Genomic DNA, 15,274 nt, shown 5'->3' with positions numbered 1-15,274 from the left:
TCGACTCTTCTCAGAGCCGTCGGCGACGGACGAGTACTCCCGCGGCCGCGACGGGGACGACGGCCCACGCGACGAGCGACGCCGCGAGCGCGACCGTCGACAGTCCGCTCCCCGCGAGGACGGCGGTGAACCCGCCGCCCGCGGTGGTTCCGAGCCCGCTCAACACGAGCACGCGAAACGCGCTCACCGGGTTCGACAGCACCATCGCCGACAGCGCGGCGTCCGGCAGTTCGACGGCCGCGACGACCCCGAGCGCGAGCAGGTCGTGGACTAACACGAACCACACCCACACGAGCAGCGCCGCGCCGAGCGCGTGGGTCTTCTCGCGGGCGACGGTCGACAGCAGCAGCGCGACCGCGAGGAAGGCGGCTCCGGCACCGACGGCGCCGCCGAGGAACCCGAGGAACGCAGGCAGTTCGCCGACCCCGTACTCGCGGACGATCAGGGCGCCGCTGAAACCGAAGCCGAGCACGGTCGCGCCAGCTAACACCGCCAGGCGCCCGAGGTACGTCCCGGCGACGACCTCGCTCCGGCGGACCGGCAGCGAGAACACGACCGCGAGCCACCCCTCGTCCTCGCGGCCGACGATCGCGTCGTAGCCGAGCGCGAGCGCCGCCAGCGGGACGAGGTAGGCGGCGAGACTGGTCAGCGACGCGACGACGCGCTCGGCGCTCCCCGGACCGACGGCGGACCCACTGAACGTCAGTATCACCCCGCCGAACACGACGAACAGCCCGGTCAGCGCGAGCGCCCACCGGCTCCTGACCGCGAGCCGGTACTCCGTGACGGCGACGACGAAGACGTGCCGGAGCGCCCCGCGGACGCCGTCCGCGGTCGCAGGCTCGGTCGGGTCGGCGGTTGCCGTCGATTCCGGCGCGTCGGTCGCGTCGACCTCCGTGTCGCCGTCGAGCGCCCCGACCGCGGCCGCGGCGTCCGGATGGCCGCCGTCGGACCGGGTCTCCGTCGTTCCCTCCCCGTTTCGCGGGTCCGTCCGGTCGCTCATGGCGCCACCTCCTCCGGGTCGGCGTTCGGGTCGTCGGCCCCGCCCTCGCCGACCCGTCCGGTGCGCGCGGCGTCGTCCCCGACTGCCTCGCGGAACGCCGCCCGGAGACCGTCGCGGCCGCGACCGGAGCGGGTCGTCGCTCCTCCGTCGCGGTCGGCGGGTGTTTCCGCTTCGGCGTGCGTCTCCGCGTCGGCGGCGAGTTCGTCGACGGGGCCCGCCGCGCGGACCCGGCCGTCGTGGAGGACGGCCGCGCGGTCGCAGAGCCGCTCGACCTCCCCGAGCACGTGCGAGCAGAACACCACCGTCGCGTCGGTCTCCTCCGTTATCTCCTCGACGATGGCGTGGAACTCGTCGACGCCGCGGGGGTCGAGCCCGGCGGTCGGCTCGTCCAAGACGAGCACGTCCGGGTCCGGGAGCAGCACCGTCGCCAGTCCGAGCCGGCGCTGCATGCCGTTCGAGTAGCCCGAGACGCGCCGGTCGGCCTCGTTCGGCGTCAGCCCGACTCGGTCGATCGCATCGGCGGTCCGACCGTCCTTCGGGAGGCCGCGGATCGCCCGGTGGACGCCGAGGACCTCCCGGCCGGTGAGGCCGTCGGGGAACCCGACGTGCTCGGGGAGGTAGCCGACGCGCTCGCGGATCCGCCGCCCGTCGTCGGTCACGTCGGTGCCGCCGACGCTGACGGCCCCCGCGTCGGGGCGGTCGTGGCCGACGAGCAGCCGGAACAGCGTCGACTTGCCGGCCCCGTTGGTGCCGATGACCCCGAACGTCGAGCCGCTCGGGATCGTAAGCGAGAGCCCGTCGAGGGCGGTCACGTCTCCGTACGTCTTCCGCACGTCGGTCGCGTCGATTCTCATGGTGTGTCCTCCGTGTCCGCGGTTCGGTTCGCGGCGCGGTCTGGTCCGCCGTCGCCGCCGTCGCTGGCGCCCGCCGCGTCGCGAGGCTCGTAGGCGCGCCAGTCGTGATTCGGCTCGACGAGCGGTCGCCGGTCGACGACGCCGGGGGACTCGATTACCGGGAAGGAGCTCTCGGCCAGCCGCACCGCCTCGAACGCCGGGCTGTTCGCGAACGCCGCGGCCTGCGGGTGGTCGGCCACGAGGTTCTCGACGATCCCGATCGGCCGGTGGCGGATCTCGCTCACCCCGTCGCCGTCGCGGTCGGCCACCTGCGCGCCCGACCAGTAGTTGCCGCGGTCGGTGCCGTTCCACGCGACGAGCGAGTTCCGCGCCGTCCGGACCGCGCGCCCGTTGCGGACGAAGCTGTTGCCCGCGACGACCTCGCTCCCGCTCTCGGCGGCGCTGTGGATCCCGATCTCGTTGCGGTAGATCAGGTTGTCGACGAGGCGGTTCCCCTGCGCGTTGTAGAGGTAGACGCCGTTCCGGTTCGCGACGAGGTGGTTGCCGGCAATCGTCGAGTCTTCGATGTCCTTCGCCAAGATCCCGTGCCCGCTGGTGTCGTCGCTGCGCAGGGCGGTGTTGTTCCGGACGGTCAGCCCCTCGCTCACCATCAGCGCGTAGCCGACGCCGTTGTCGGCGGCGACGTTGTCGACGAGGCGGTTGTCGTCCGAATACATGTAGTGGACGCCGTAGCGCGCGTGCCGGATCGTGTTGTTCTCGGCGAGCACGTCCGTCGCCCACGAGAAGTAGATCCCGTCGCGGACGTCGGTGATCTCCGTGTCGCGGACGACAGTCCCGCTCGTCTCGAACAGGTGGATCCCGTTGCCGCGGTCGGTGATCGGGTAGACGTCCTTCCGGCCGTCGATCCGCACGTCCTCGATCGCGGCCTCGTCGGCGCCGTCGATCCAGATCCCGTACGCGGTGTCGGTGATCCGGACCGACTCGATCCGGGCGCGGTCGCCCGCGACGAACACGCCGGCGTCCTCGGCCCCGAGATCGCTGCCGGAGCTGCGGACCCAGACGCCGGAGACGGTGACGTTCTCGCCGGAAACCGTGAACACGCGCCCCTCGCCGCCGCCGTCGATCACGGCGCCGCCCTCGTCCGCGACGATCCGCAGGTCGTCGACGCTCGCGTTCACGCGCTCGTCGAAGCGCCCGTCGAGGATGACCGTCTCCCCGGGGTCGGCCGCGTCGACCGCCGCCTGCGCCGACGCGAACGACTCGCCGTCGACGGTGGCGGTCCCCTCGCGGTCGGGCGCGGTCACGCCGGTCGCGGCGAAGTCGGTCGCGACGTCGAGCCCGGGAGCGTCGGAGGCGTTCGGTCCGGCGACCGCCCCGCTCGCGTCCGCGGCGCCGCCCGCACCGGCGCCGCCCGTACCGCCGCCGCCCGCGCCGCCCGCGCCGGCCACCGGCAGCGCGACGCCGAGCGCGACCGCGATCACCGCAACGACGCAGGCGGCCGCGAGGAAGCCGGCTTCGAGGCGGTCATCGGACATGGTCACCCCCTCCGACGTCCCGCTCCCGGTCGCCGCCCTCATCGCTCGCGACGCGCTCGCGGACCGCGCCGGGGAGCCCGCGGGCCAGCGCCGGGAGCTCGTCGACGGTCGCCTCGATGTCCCGCGCGAGGTAGGCCGTCGCGAGCAGCAGGACCGCGACGACGGTCATGTACCCACCGGGGCCGAACCACGCGAAGCCGCTGATGTTGGCCACCTCGTAGGGGCCCAAAAGCGGCGGCGTGAACGCCTCGATGCCGCGGAGCGGCGCGTCCGGGTCCAGCGAGTGGCCGGCCTGGTAGAGCCGGTACTGGATAAACGCGAACATCCCGACGAAGACGGCGATCGTCCCGACGAGCTGGGCGGTGAGCCCAGCCTTCAGCTTGCGGACCGTCGGCGCGAACGCGACGAACGCGCCCGTCAGCGCGAGCCCGACGAACACGACCGGCCCGAGCAGCCACTCGGGGACGTCGATCGCCGCCTCGCTGACGGGGTAGTTCGGGTCGATGAACACCGGGTCGGGGTAGTAGAACCCCGCGTACTTGTTGAGCCCCTGTACCTCGGCGAAGTCGCCGCCCAGACGCGGGTAGGCGTACAGCTCGATGAGCAGCTCCTGACCGGGGTACTGCGGCGCCGTGAGCGTGATCTTCCACATCGGGACGAGCAGCGCGCCGACGAGCAGCGCCGCCGCTGCCAGCGGGAGCGCGCGCCGGATCTCGGTCAGCCGCGCGAGCGACGATTTCATGGCGTTATTCCTCCGGTTTGACGATGAGCCGCGAGCGCATCTCTAGGTGCAACGCGCTACAGAAGTGCGCGCAGTAGATCCAGTAGACGCCCGGCTCGTCCGCGGTGAACGTCGCCTTACGCGTCTCCTGCGGGGCGAGCCGCATGTGGACGTCGTGGTCGGGGATCGCCACCGAGTGGAGCATGTCGCTCGTGGTCTCGATGTTCGTCACCTGCATCTCGATCTCGTCGCCCTCCTGGACGACCATCTCCTGGAACCCGTAGTGGTTCCGGGTCGAGTACATCTCGATCTCGACGCGGCCGTCGCCGACCCGCTCCATCGTCTCCTCGCCCTCGGCGGTGTAGTCGAGTTCGAGGTCCTCGGGGTCGTAGGTGGCCTTCGGGTCGATCTTCGACTTGTGACAGATCGAGGCGTCGTGCGGCTCGGCCTGCGCCGGCGAATCTTTCACCAGCTCCATCCCGTTCTCGTCGTCGCCGATGTAGATCAGCTGGTCGTTCTCGGGGTGTTGCGGGCCGACCGGGAGGAACCGGTCCTTCGAGAGCTTGTTCAGCGAGATGAGCCAGTCGCCCGCGGGCTCCTCGGTGTACGACTCCGCGGCGATGAGGTGGCCCGGGTTGTAGTGGACGTCGATCTTCTCGATCACCGGGCTCTCCGAGCGCGGCTCGGCGTTGACCGCCTCCTCGATGTCCCACTTGACGACCTGCGAGTCGATGAACAGCGTCGTGTACGCGTGGCCGCGGCCGTCGTAGGCCGTGTGGAGCGGACCGAGCCCGAGCTTCGGCTGGCCGACGATGGCATCGGTCGGGTCGTCGACCTCGTCGATCTTGTCGATCTCGATGATCGACGCGGTCGGGTCGAGCTTCCCGCTGATGATCACGTACTCGTTGTCCGGCGTGACGCTGACCCCGTGCGGGCTCTTCGGCGTGGGGATGTAGGTGACGATGGGTTCGTCGCCCTGGTTGAGCGGGCTGTCCTTCCGCCCGTCGACGACCGGGACCTCGTTTATTGTCTCGTACTCCCCGGCCTCGACGGCCGCTTCGATTCGGGGGATGTCGAACGCCTTCACGTCGTCGCGGTCGGCGCGGGTCATCCCCGACTCCGTCGCCGCCTCCTCGGTGTTGTAGGCGCTCGTGAAGAAGTACCGGCCCTCCTTGCTCCCGTCACCGTTGTCCATGTTACCGTCGATGAGGACCTCCCACTCGACGTTCATCGACTCGGGGTCGATGGCGGCGAGGACGGAGCCGTACGAGTCCGGGTCCTCCAACTCACCGGTGCCGTCGTTGGGGATCGGCGTCCGGAACTCGCCGACGCCGAAGATGAGGTCCGTGTCGGGCAGCTGCGCGCAGGCGCCGTGGGTCCCCTGCTGGTTCGGAATGTCGACGATGGCGTCCGTCTCGAAGTACGTCAGGTCGATCCGGGCCATCCGGCCGTTCGCCTTGTCGTTGACGTACGCGAACCGCCCGTCGTAGTCGCCGTCGGTCTGGCTGATCCGCGGGTGGTGGGTGTCACCCCACGAGTAGCCGCCGGCGTCTTCGAGCATCTGCTTGCTCTCGTCGTCGAAGCCGTAGCCGCGCGAGGCGTCCGGGTTGAACACCGGGATACGGATGAGCTCGCGCATCGACGGGAGCCCGTGGACGCGGACGTCCCCGGCCTGCCCGCCGGAGAGGATCGCGTAGTACTCGTCGTGTTCACCCGGCGGCACGGAGTTGTCGGCCCCGCTCGCCGAGGCCGTCCCCTGAACCCCGTCGTCCTCGCTCAGCAGGCTGGTACAGCCCGCCAGCCCGCTGAGTCCGCCGGCCGCGGCGCCGGCCTTCATGAAGTCCCGGCGACGGACGCCAGGGAGCATCGAGTCGAACCCGTCCGTCGAGCCGGTCGTCTTGTCGCCCGATTCTTCCGCGTCCGTCGACCGCTGTGTGTCGTTCGACATAGTGGATCCGCGAGCGGCGATTCCCTCGCGACAGGCGGACGTTGCGGACTCCCGTATATAGCCCCTCAAGCGGCTTGCTGCGCGGTTAGAAGCGCTCGAACACGTTCGGCGATCGCCGACCGCGTTCCGAATCCGTGAGAATCTCCTCTCGGCGTCGGGAGTTCGGTACGCATAAAATAAACCGAATAAAAGTGGTTGCGTCGCGTTGTTGTGCGAAGCGCGGTTCAGCCGCGTTGTTGTGCGAAGCGCGGTTCAGTCGTGCCGGGCCGTCACTGAACGACGACGGCGCCCTTCATGCCGACCGCCTCGTGGGGCGTACAGACGTACTCCTGAGTCCCCGTCTCCTCGAAGGTGTACTCGAAGGTGTGGCCCTCTTCTGTGACAGTCTCGCTTTCGAAGTCGCCCGACTCGGCGGAGACGTTGTGCCCGCCGCCGTTACCGGTCCACTCCCAGACGACGGTCGTTCCGGTGCTCACCGCGACGGCCGCCGGACCGAACGAGAGGCCGTCGCCCGCGCCGACCTCCACCGTAACCTCGTCCTGGCCGGTGGCGTCGACGGTCTGCTCGTAGTTGTTCGCGCCGTCGAACCAGCCGCCGTAATCCGGCTCCTCGCCGAGGTACTCGGTGTCGCCGCCGTCCGATCCGTCGCTTCCGTCGCTTCCATCGCTTCCATCGCTTCCGTCGGACCCGTCACTTCCGTCGGACCCGTCGCCCCCATCACCGCCTCCGCCGGAACACCCGGCGAGCAGGAGGGTCGCGCCCGCAGCAGTCGTCGCCTGTACGAACCGCCGCCGATCGAGTGTGGTGTCGTCGGTCATGTGGTCGGTGGTTGGTGGGTGGTAGTTGTAACGTCCGTGCGTCGCCCAGTCGGGCGGGAATCCCGTCGAACATGTTCGTGCTTGAACGATGCGAACCGCTGCCGGGCCCGCGACGACCGAGGGAGCTACGCCTCGTCCCGCGGGGCCAACACGATCAGCGCGGTGGCGTCCTCCCGCGCGGTCGGTGCCACGCTCCGCTCGCCGTCGAACCGGAGCAGTTCGCCGGCCTCGACGCGGTAGCCCTCGCCGTCGAGCGCGACGTCGAACGTGCCCTCCAGCGCGTGGAACACAACCGTTCTGTCGGGATGATCGTGTTCCGCGACGACCTCGCCTGCCGCCAACGAGAGCCGGACAGTCTTCGGCTCCTCTCCCGGGAACACCGAGGTGTGCGGCTCGCCGTCGAGGTCGTCGAGCCGGACTGTCTCCGGCCCGGACGCCGACGCCGCCTTCGGCAGCTCGGCGACGAAGCGCTCCGGCCCCTCGCGCTCGACCGCGTACGCCTCGTCGTCGAAGGCTGGGACTTCGGCCGAGAGCTCGTAGTAGAGCGGCTTCGGGTCGTGATCGTTGACAATCGTGAGCGACTCGCCCGGCTCCAGGTCGGCGAACGCGTCGTGGATGCGGTCGTGTCGCTCGTTCGGCGGTATCTCTCTGACGTCGAGTTCGGACATCGCGTCACCCTCGACGCCGCAGCCGCATGGCGAGCGGCGCGAACACGTTCGGGACTCGCGGGGTCGAGCAGGGCCGACAGGCGAGGGCGCGCGTCAGTCGTCGCCGAGCAGCCTCTCGATCCGCTCGCCGATCCGCTCCATCGTCGCGTCCGAGAGGCCGTGGCCGTCCCCCGGGTCGATCCGGCAGTCGACCGCGGAGGTCAGCGCGGGCTCGTTGGCCGACAGCGGCGCCTCGTGCGGGGCCGGGAATCACGTCGACCGGACCGCGCTGGGGGCGCCGCCGGTGACGAGCGTCGCTTCGGCGTGCGGCCCGTCGACGCCGGGGATCCGGCGGCTCATCGGGGGCGCTCCGGGTCCGAACCGTCGGGCCCGCCGGTCTCTCCGGGCCCGTCGAACGCCGGCAGCTGCGACTCGATCAGCTCGCGGTCGTCCTCGAAGCGCGGCGGGAGCGAGAGGGCCGTCGCGTGGCCGGTCACTATAGATCTGTGTTTAGAGCCTGTTGTACGAGTACCGCCTCAGCGTTGCGGAGATGTTCGGCTACAGTACTGCTATTAACGTCGGCTGAATTTGCTATATCGTTTTGGGTGGTAGTCCTTGGATAGTCGTAGTATCCGCCCTCATAGGCGGTCTTCAGTAACGTTCGCTGGCGTTCTGTTAGGGAGTCGCCCATCTGGTCGGACCAACCGTCTCGTACCTTTAATACAGTCACATCTGCAAGCTCACGAGCGGAGTTAAACGCCGAATGGAGATCGGAATTGGAGCCGAGAACGGTGAATTTGACACTCCCGTCCGTTTGAAACTGAACCGGTAGTGTCACAACGAGTGTTCTCGCCGTGAACACATCTGCAATTGTCCGCTCTTGATCAACCTCTCGTACATACACGTATGTCTCTGTTTCCCCAGCAGAGAGGACATCAACCGACCGTATCCCTGGTTGCCCAGTCAAAGCTCCGAGGACGGCCTCCCGCCCGCCTCTAATTGAGAACAGCTCCGTTGGATCATTCGAATTCTGGCCTCCGGATAATAACAGCGCATCTCCCAACTCCGGTGTCGAACAAATTGCTTGGTGAATCGGAAGCAACATCTCACTCGGCGGGGCGACACGAACTCGAACTTGCTTCATACTCCTAGCTCCGCCTCGTTTTATTTAAATAACCATCTATACGTGGGAAAAATCTCGGTGCCGATGACGTTCTTACTGTAGGTATGAGCGGTTCACAAGGTCGCCTATCACCCACCGATAATCCCAGACCACCAGAACCACCCGCACCACCCATTCTCGGCCACACACTACCCTACGCCCGAGACCCACTCGGGTTCGTCGAGCAGACAGTCGCCGAGTACGGCCCGATCGTGTCCTTTCGTATTCCGCGTCAAGAGGGCGTCTTGCTCGCCGAACCGGCAGCAATACGTCACGTGCTCGCAGACAATACTTCGAATTACCGAAAGGGCAATTTCCAACGACGCGAACTAGAGGGGCTTCTCGGCGATGGGTTGCTACTGAGTGAAGGTACTGACTGGGAGTCTGCCCGAAGGGCTATTCAACCAGCGTTCGATCCCAGTCAAATTGCCGACTATACAGCGTCAATGATCGAACGCACAGACAGCTACATCACGGATTGGAAGCCCAGTGAGACGATCGATCTCGTGAACGTAACGTCCGAAATCACCCTCTCAATTCTCGGTGAGGTCCTCTTCGATACCGACTTCGAGGACGCAACGGCCGTCCGTGCGGCGGCCCGTGCCGTGACAAATCGCTTTAGTCCAGACAGTAGGGTACCCTTCCACGTTCCAGACTGGGTCCCGCTCCCACGAAATATACAATACCGTCACGCGGTCAAACGACTCAATAAGTTCGTTGACGACCTCCTCGCCGAGCGTCGATCGGCACCGTCTGAGGAAAGCGATCTGCTCTCGGCGTTACGCTCGGCCGATATGGATGACGACGAAATCCGTGACCACCTCGTCACGTTTCTCCTGGCTGGTCACGAGACGACGGCACTCGCACTCACCTACACACTGTACTGTCTGGCTACCCATCCAGAGGAACAAGCGGCTGTCGTGGACGAGGTTACTACGCTGGATGGCAAACCTACGATCGGGCAACCCTTGCCTCGCACTGATCGCGCTATTCGAGAGGCAATGCGGTTGTATCCTCCAATTCACCTGATCATGCGAGAGGCAACCGAAGACGACGTCGTCGAGGGATACCACGTCCCTGCAGATGCACTCGTGGTCTGTTCGCAGTGGGCGACGCACCGCAGGCCTGACTTGTTTAGTGACCCAACCGCGTATCGTCCGACACGCTGGAAAGAAATCGACCCGCCAGAATACGCGTATTTTTCGTTCGGTGGTGGTCCTCGGATGTGTATCGGGCGGCGGTTTGCGCTACTCGAAGCCCGACTAGTACTCGCACGACTGCTACAGCAGTACCGATTCGACCCCGTCACTAAAGACTTGGATTTCGCAGTATCAACGACCTTAGCCCCGAATCATCCAGTCAAAGCGCGACTTCGGGTTCACAATTAGTAAATAAACCGACTATGACCCCACCAACAACCATTCTCCTCCCGACGACAACACACTCCCCGGTTATCGAGGAGATCGCCACACAACTTGACCCGTCCGACGAACTACTCATTATCTGCGACGACGAGTCCGATCCAGTTGCCGACTACGGCGAGGGGGTACAGAATGTACAGGTCGTCGTAGCCGGTGAACCTACGGGCTGTTCAGGTAAAGCGAATGCGCTCGCCACGGGAATGGACAAAGCAACCCACGACCGCATCGTCTGGACTGACGACGACTTCCACCATCCCTCTGACTGGCTGGCAGCATTCCACGAGGCATACGACGAGAAGGGACCTGTCTCAGAACTCTACTTTTTCGTCGGGAGCGACGTACTCTCAACGCTACTTGAGCCGATTTACGCCATTGGCGGGACACTCGGGACGTACGCAAATAATAAGCCGTGGGGTGGTGCCGTTATGTTTGAACGCGACGACCTAGACTGGGAGTCATTTCTCCGGAATCTCCAACGGACCGTGAGTGACGACCAATTACTCTCGGAGTATCTGGACACAACGACACTCAAGCGGATCCGGCAGGTTGAGATCGGTGGAACAATCCGTGAGACGTTGGAACGGCATGTCCGATTCACACAGATCATCCACCAACACAATCCCCGAGATACCATCGTGATGGGGCTCATCACGTCGCTACTCGCACTGTTTTGTCTCCTTTCTCCGGTTTATGCGGGAGTCTGTGTGACCCTCTTGGCCGCAGGTTTGTACGCGTACTTCGGAATTTACCGCTGGACCGCTCTACTATCGTATCCCGCTATCATCCTCCAAGTGCCGCTGATGATATACGCACTCTCGCGGAACACGTTCGTCTGGGGCGGCCGACGCTACCGATGGCGGAGCAAATTCAAGGTCGAGATCATCACATAATCTCCTTCTCGCCGTGAACGGCGATACTCCCGTCCCGGAGATAGAATACTTCTCGTCTGTAATATGAATTGCTCTCTCGTGGCGAATGTCCTGCTTTTGGGTCGAAAATGCGTGTTAACAACTGTGGCACACAAACACTATTCGCATCCTACTTGTAGGAACTCGGAGTGATTTTCTGGCAAATGTTCTCCGCCCGGTTGAGATCCGTCAGGGAACTTCTGTCGAACCACGCATCAATTCCATCCTCCGAAGTTGTGGGCGGTCCTTCACCGTCCGGCGGAGCAGGCGGAGCCCGAGCGTCCCGCCGTAGAACTCGGCGCCGGCCGCGGGGTCGCCGACGATCCCCGTGACGTGGTGGAGGCCGGGAGTGGCAGAGAGCATGCGGGCAGAGAGGCGCCGCGCGGGAAAGTCGGTGTCGGTGGGGGTGATCGCCGGCCCGCGTCTGCGGGGTTTCAGGCGATCCACAACAGCCGCAGGTTGCTCGCGGTGAGGTACGTCCCGGTCGCCGTAAGCAGCACCGGCGGGAAGTAGTACAGCAGGCCGTCGCCCTCGCGCGCGCCCTCGACGCTGATCCAGAGCATGACGAGGTAGACGGCGATCTTCAGTGCGACGAGCCCCGAGAGGCCGAACGACTCCAGGGCGAACCGCACGACCGGGTTCGCCTCCTCGATCGTCGGGACGTACCGGAGGAAGGCGATAGTGGAGACAATGTCGCCGACGCCGTACGTCGCCGTCGCCGCGATCCACAGCCAGTAGAACTCGTTCGGCCGGCGGCGGTAGGCGGGGCGGCGACGGGACCGGTCGCGGGCTCGAGACACAGAATCGGATGTCGGCCGACAGACGTGAATCTGCCGGTCCGCGGGGCGCCAATTCGCGCTCTACCGGTCGGGGCCGGCCGGAGCCTGACCTCCATCCAGCCGACTTAAGAGGGATCGCGCCGTCTCGCCGGCCGTGACGGAGCCGTCGACCCGCGACGAGAAGCTGGAGCTCGGCGTCGAGCTGCTCGCCCACCTCGAACGCGAGGAGCTCGACCTCGCCGCCGCGGTCGACCGGATCGAGACGATCACGACGAGCCCGGCGCTCACTCGCGACATCCTCGACGCCGCCGAGAAGCGCGGGGTCATCGACCGCGAGGGCGCGCGGCTCCGCGTCCGCCGCAACGGGACCCACGTCGAGTACGAGAGCCAGGTCGTCGCCCGCGAGGGCGAGTTCGAGTGCCGGCGCTGCGGCACGTCGATTTCGACGGGCCACTTCATCCGGCTGGACGCCGGGGAACTCGGCCCGTTCGGGTCCTCCTGTATCCGGAGGGTGACCGGACGCGAGTCGGAGTCGGCGTCGGAGTGACACCAACCTTGACGCCTCCCGGGGGCGGGCACCGCCCCGCCACCCCACCGCCCGCCACCCTACCGCCCGCCGACCGAACTCGCCGGAGTATTTACGTCGGGGCCCGAAGCGACGGCAATGACCGCGCCGAACCGGAACGTCCTGTGGGCGAACGCGCTCGTCGACGAGCTCGTCGCCGCGGGCGTCGACGCCGTCGTCGCCTCGCCGGGCAGCCGCTCGACGCCGCTGACCGTCGCCGCCGCGGGCCACGAGGAGCTCCGCGTGTTCTCGCAGCTCGACGAGCGCGCCGCCGCGTACTTCGCGCTCGGCCGGGCCCGTCGGACCGGCCGCGTGACGCCGCTGATCTGCACCTCCGGCACCGCCGCCGCCAACTACCATCCCGCCGTGATGGAGGCGAGCGAGGCCCGCGTCCCGCTGCTCGCGCTCACCGCCGACCGGCCGCCGGAGCTGCGAGACTCGGGCGCGAACCAGACCACGGACCAAGAGAAGCTGTACGGCGACGCCGTGCGCTTTTATAAGGATCTCCCGGAGCCCGCCGCGAACGATCGGGCGCTGCGCTCGCTGCGGACCACCGTCGCTCGCGCCGTCTCGACCGCCGAGGGCGCCGACAAGGGACCGGTCCACCTCAACGTGCCGTTTAAAAAGCCGTTGGAGCCGACGCCGGTCCCGGGAGACGTGCCCGAGGACCTGCCCGAGGCGGCCGAGCGCGGGCGCGACGGTCCCTACGTCGACGTGACGGGCGGCGCGCCCGAACCGGGCGACGACGAGCTGCGCGCGCTCGCCGACAAGCTGAGCGACGCGGACCGCGGGCTGATCGTCGCCGGCCCCGCCGACCCGCCGGGGATCGACCCGGAGGCCGTCACGGCGCTCGCGCACGCAAGCGGGTTCCCCGTGCTGGCCGACCCGCTTTCGGGACTCCGGTACGGCGGACACACGCGCGTCGCGCCCGTGATCGGGGGCTACGATGCGTACCTCTCGGCCGACCTCGCGGGCGGCGGGACGGAAGCCGGCGAAGCAGACGGGCCAGACGGCTGGGCCGACCCGGACCTCGTCCTCCGGCTCGGCGCCTCGCCGACCTCGAAGCGGCTCCGGAAGTACCTCGCCGGGACCGGCGCCGACCAGTATCAGGTCGACCCCGCCGGGGGCTGGCGCGAGGCGGAGTTCGCCGCGACCGACCTCGTCGTCGCCGAGCCGAGCCGGCTCTGCGCCCGCCTCTCGCGGCTCGCCCGGGGCGGGAGCGGCGATCCGGACTGGCGCGCGCAGTGGGAGGAGGCGGACCGGGTCGCCGAGGCGGTTCACACGAGAGAAGGCGACGACGTCCCGAACGGAGCGGGGAGCGAACGCGGCTTCCACGAGGGCGACGCCCTCCGCGCGGTCGCGGACGCGCTCCCCGACCCGGCGACGCTTTTCGTCTCTAACTCGATGCCCGTCCGCGACCTCGACCGGTTCGTCGGGCCGACGACGGCGAACGTCACCGCGCTCGGCAACCGCGGCGTCTCCGGCATCGACGGGATCGTCTCCAGCGCGCTCGGCGCGGGCTCCGGGACGACGGACGACCTCACGCTCGTCGTCGGCGACCTCGCTTTATACCACGACTCGAACGGGCTGCTCGCGGTCGAGCGCTGCGACGTCGACGTCACGGTCGTCGCGATCAACAACGACGGCGGCGGGATCTTCCACAAGCTTCCGATCGAGTCGTTCGAGCCGCCGTTCTCCGAGTCGTTCAAGACGCCGCACGGGATGGAGTTCGAACCCCTCGCCGAGCTCCACGGCCTCGAGTACGCGCGGATCGACGCGCGGCCCGACGCGCTCGCCGACCGCGGCGAGACGCCGGCCGAGCGCGCGGAAGCGGTCGCGGACGAGGTCGGCGAGGCCGTTTCGCGGGCGCACGAGGCCCCGGGGTCGCACCTGATCGAGGTCGCGACCGACGCCGAGGCCAGCCACCGCACGCGCGAGCGACTGGCGGCCGCCGTCGAGCGCGCGGTCCGCGGCAACGCAGGAGACGAGTAAGCGGTCAGGGGGCGGTCCGGCGCGGCCCCTCACGGCGAGCCTCGCCGAGCGCGACCCCTGCGTACGCGACGACCGCGAACTGGACCCCGACGCCGAGGCTCGCGCCGAGCGCGAAGACGGCGGCGACGATCGGCCCGCGGTCTGGACCGAGGTACCAGAGGACGGCGACCGAGCCGGCGAGGAAGGCGACGGTCGCGCTCGCGCCCGTCGCCAGCGCGGTCGACGTCGCGGAGGCGTCCGCGTCGCGCAGTCCCGCGAGGAGCGCGACGCCGAACAGTAGGCCGTAGATCAGCAGGAACGCCGTGAACCGGCCGCTTACGAGGTACACTGAGAGCGTCTCGGCCGACGGGAGCGAGACCGACGACTGGAGGAGGATCGGCGAGAGCCGCCTGATGCCGCTGACCGCGAGCGCGACGACCGCGGCGACGACCGGGGGGAGGGCTGCGGTGCGCATGTCCGTGAGCCGACGCCGGTTTTACTTATAAATCCCGGTCGGGCGAGCGCTCGGCTCGGGCCGGCGTGGGCCTCACCCCACGTCGACGACCGCCTCGGCGCGCGCGCCGCGGTTCGTCGCGGTGACCTCGCCGACGACCCGATAGCTCCCGGACGGAGGGCCCCGCCACGTCGCCTCGTAGCCGACCGCCTCGCCGGGCGCGATCGTCTCGCTGCCGAGCGCCTGCGTGAACATCTGCCCCGCGCCGTATCGCCAGACCGGGTCGGCCTCTCTCCCGTCGGAAGCGTGCGCTTCCTCGGCCGCCGGGTACGCGGTGAACTCCGCGCGCTGACCGGTCCGGAAGTCGAGCGTCACCGACTCCGCGCCCGCGTTTTCGATCCGCAGCGAGAGCGCCACTCGGCCGTCCGTCTCGGTCGCCGCGAGCGCTGCGTCGAGCATGGCGGCGTCTGCGACGCGCGAGGGGAAAA

At 68.0% G+C, this 15,274-nt stretch carries 15 protein-coding genes and 2 pseudogenes; 4 read left to right on the top strand and 13 right to left on the bottom strand.

Annotated features, from left to right (window positions below; translation table 11 throughout):
- Window positions 1–10: 10 nt before the first annotated feature.
- The 9 genes and pseudogenes from F3H13_RS10610 to F3H13_RS10565 all read right to left on the bottom strand — a co-directional run bounded on the left by F3H13_RS10610 (window position 11) and on the right by F3H13_RS10565 (window position 8,670).
- A complete protein-coding gene (locus F3H13_RS10610) occupies window positions 11–1,003 on the bottom strand; it encodes an ABC transporter permease (protein WP_149799005.1) in 993 nt (330 codons plus the stop codon).
- A complete protein-coding gene (locus F3H13_RS10605; protein WP_149799004.1) occupies window positions 1,000–1,857 on the bottom strand; it encodes an ABC transporter ATP-binding protein in 858 nt (285 codons plus the stop codon). Before F3H13_RS10605 ends, F3H13_RS10610 begins: the two co-directional genes overlap by 4 nt.
- A complete protein-coding gene (gene nosD, locus F3H13_RS10600) occupies window positions 1,854–3,392 on the bottom strand; it encodes a nitrous oxide reductase family maturation protein NosD (RefSeq protein ID WP_149799003.1) in 1,539 nt (512 codons plus the stop codon). Before nosD ends, F3H13_RS10605 begins: the two co-directional genes overlap by 4 nt.
- Window positions 3,382–4,134 carry a hypothetical protein gene (locus F3H13_RS10595; protein WP_149799002.1) on the bottom strand — a complete coding sequence of 251 codons (753 nt, stop codon included), beginning with the start codon at window positions 4,132–4,134 and terminating at the stop codon, window positions 3,382–3,384. Before F3H13_RS10595 ends, nosD begins: the two co-directional genes overlap by 11 nt.
- A gap of 4 nt (window positions 4,135–4,138) precedes the next feature.
- Window positions 4,139–6,061, bottom strand: coding sequence for a TAT-dependent nitrous-oxide reductase (nosZ, locus tag F3H13_RS10590; protein WP_149799001.1), 1,923 nt, complete (start codon window positions 6,059–6,061; stop codon window positions 4,139–4,141).
- Between the two features lie 269 nt (window positions 6,062–6,330).
- Window positions 6,331–6,879, bottom strand: coding sequence for a halocyanin domain-containing protein (locus tag F3H13_RS10585; protein WP_149799000.1), 549 nt, complete (start codon window positions 6,877–6,879; stop codon window positions 6,331–6,333).
- Between the two features lie 125 nt (window positions 6,880–7,004).
- Window positions 7,005–7,547, bottom strand: a complete 543-nt coding sequence (locus F3H13_RS10580) for a DUF2249 domain-containing protein (RefSeq protein WP_149798999.1) — start codon at window positions 7,545–7,547, stop codon at window positions 7,005–7,007.
- 335 nt (window positions 7,548–7,882) lie between these two features.
- Window positions 7,883–8,020 (bottom strand): annotated as a pseudogene (locus tag F3H13_RS10570) (ring-cleaving dioxygenase); the annotation flags it as partial.
- A 2-nt stretch (window positions 8,021–8,022) separates the two neighbouring features.
- Window positions 8,023–8,670, bottom strand: coding sequence for a helix-turn-helix domain-containing protein (locus F3H13_RS10565; protein ID WP_149798998.1), 648 nt, complete (start codon window positions 8,668–8,670; stop codon window positions 8,023–8,025).
- Between the two features lie 83 nt (window positions 8,671–8,753).
- Between F3H13_RS10565 and F3H13_RS10560 the strand changes: the two genes are divergently transcribed.
- Window positions 8,754–10,076, top strand: a complete 1,323-nt coding sequence (locus F3H13_RS10560; RefSeq protein WP_149798997.1) for a cytochrome P450 — start codon at window positions 8,754–8,756, stop codon at window positions 10,074–10,076.
- 14 nt (window positions 10,077–10,090) lie between these two features.
- Complete coding sequence (locus F3H13_RS10555; protein WP_149798996.1) at window positions 10,091–10,999, top strand: glycosyltransferase; 909 nt, start codon at window positions 10,091–10,093, stop codon at window positions 10,997–10,999.
- A 246-nt stretch (window positions 11,000–11,245) separates the two neighbouring features.
- Here F3H13_RS10555 and F3H13_RS10550 read toward each other — a convergent pair.
- Both F3H13_RS10550 and F3H13_RS10545 read right to left on the bottom strand, forming a co-directional pair.
- A pseudogene (locus F3H13_RS10550) lies at window positions 11,246–11,380 on the bottom strand (VOC family protein); the annotation flags it as partial.
- A gap of 71 nt (window positions 11,381–11,451) precedes the next feature.
- Entirely contained in the window at window positions 11,452–11,817 is a 366-nt protein-coding gene (locus F3H13_RS10545; protein ID WP_149798995.1) for a hypothetical protein, read from the bottom strand.
- Between the two features lie 133 nt (window positions 11,818–11,950).
- Here F3H13_RS10545 and F3H13_RS10540 point away from each other — a divergent pair, with 133 nt between their 5' ends.
- Complete coding sequence (locus F3H13_RS10540) at window positions 11,951–12,343, top strand: DUF5830 family protein (RefSeq protein ID WP_149798994.1); 393 nt, start codon at window positions 11,951–11,953, stop codon at window positions 12,341–12,343.
- Between the two features lie 117 nt (window positions 12,344–12,460).
- The gene (gene menD, locus F3H13_RS10535; protein ID WP_149798993.1) at window positions 12,461–14,353 is read left to right on the top strand and encodes a 2-succinyl-5-enolpyruvyl-6-hydroxy-3-cyclohexene-1-carboxylic-acid synthase; all 1,893 of its coding nucleotides are present in this window, start codon (window positions 12,461–12,463) and stop codon (window positions 14,351–14,353) included.
- A gap of 4 nt (window positions 14,354–14,357) precedes the next feature.
- Here menD and F3H13_RS10530 read toward each other — a convergent pair whose 3' ends face one another.
- Together F3H13_RS10530 and F3H13_RS10525 are read right to left on the bottom strand one after the other, a co-directional pair.
- The gene (locus F3H13_RS10530; RefSeq protein WP_149798992.1) at window positions 14,358–14,807 is read right to left on the bottom strand and encodes a hypothetical protein; all 450 of its coding nucleotides are present in this window, start codon (window positions 14,805–14,807) and stop codon (window positions 14,358–14,360) included.
- Window positions 14,808–14,879: 72 nt separating this feature from the next.
- A complete protein-coding gene (locus F3H13_RS10525) occupies window positions 14,880–15,245 on the bottom strand; it encodes a BsuPI-related putative proteinase inhibitor (protein ID WP_149798991.1) in 366 nt (121 codons plus the stop codon).
- Between the last annotated feature and the right edge of the window lie 29 nt (window positions 15,246–15,274).

The sequence above is a fragment of the Halorubrum xinjiangense genome (genome assembly GCF_900102375.1).
In the GTDB taxonomy this organism is placed as follows: Archaea; Halobacteriota; Halobacteria; order Halobacteriales; family Haloferacaceae; genus Halorubrum; species Halorubrum xinjiangense.
The sequence above is the reverse complement of the archived record's forward strand: the minus strand, read 5'-3'. Positions and strand labels throughout refer to the sequence as shown.

Bases quoted from the DNA above. Each gene is read 5' to 3' on its own strand.
- nosD (WP_149799003.1), bottom strand. From the start codon at position 3,392: ATGTCCGATGACCGCCTCGAAGCCGGCTTCCTCGCGGCCGCCTGCGTC.
- F3H13_RS10530 (WP_149798992.1), bottom strand. From the start codon at position 14,807: ATGCGCACCGCAGCCCTCCCCCCGGTCGTCGCCGCGGTCGTCGCGCTC.
- F3H13_RS10525 (WP_149798991.1), bottom strand. From the start codon at position 15,245: ATGCTCGACGCAGCGCTCGCGGCGACCGAGACGGACGGCCGAGTGGCG.
- F3H13_RS10560 (WP_149798997.1), top strand. From the start codon at position 8,754: ATGAGCGGTTCACAAGGTCGCCTATCACCCACCGATAATCCCAGACCA.
- F3H13_RS10585 (WP_149799000.1), bottom strand. From the start codon at position 6,879: ATGACCGACGACACCACACTCGATCGGCGGCGGTTCGTACAGGCGACG.
- F3H13_RS10605 (WP_149799004.1), bottom strand. From the start codon at position 1,857: ATGAGAATCGACGCGACCGACGTGCGGAAGACGTACGGAGACGTGACC.
- menD (WP_149798993.1), top strand. From the start codon at position 12,461: ATGACCGCGCCGAACCGGAACGTCCTGTGGGCGAACGCGCTCGTCGAC.
- F3H13_RS10580 (WP_149798999.1), bottom strand. From the start codon at position 7,547: ATGTCCGAACTCGACGTCAGAGAGATACCGCCGAACGAGCGACACGAC.
- nosZ (WP_149799001.1), bottom strand. From the start codon at position 6,061: ATGTCGAACGACACACAGCGGTCGACGGACGCGGAAGAATCGGGCGAC.
- F3H13_RS10595 (WP_149799002.1), bottom strand. From the start codon at position 4,134: ATGAAATCGTCGCTCGCGCGGCTGACCGAGATCCGGCGCGCGCTCCCG.
- F3H13_RS10555 (WP_149798996.1), top strand. From the start codon at position 10,091: ATGACCCCACCAACAACCATTCTCCTCCCGACGACAACACACTCCCCG.
- F3H13_RS10565 (WP_149798998.1), bottom strand. From the start codon at position 8,670: ATGAAGCAAGTTCGAGTTCGTGTCGCCCCGCCGAGTGAGATGTTGCTT.
- F3H13_RS10610 (WP_149799005.1), bottom strand. From the start codon at position 1,003: ATGAGCGACCGGACGGACCCGCGAAACGGGGAGGGAACGACGGAGACC.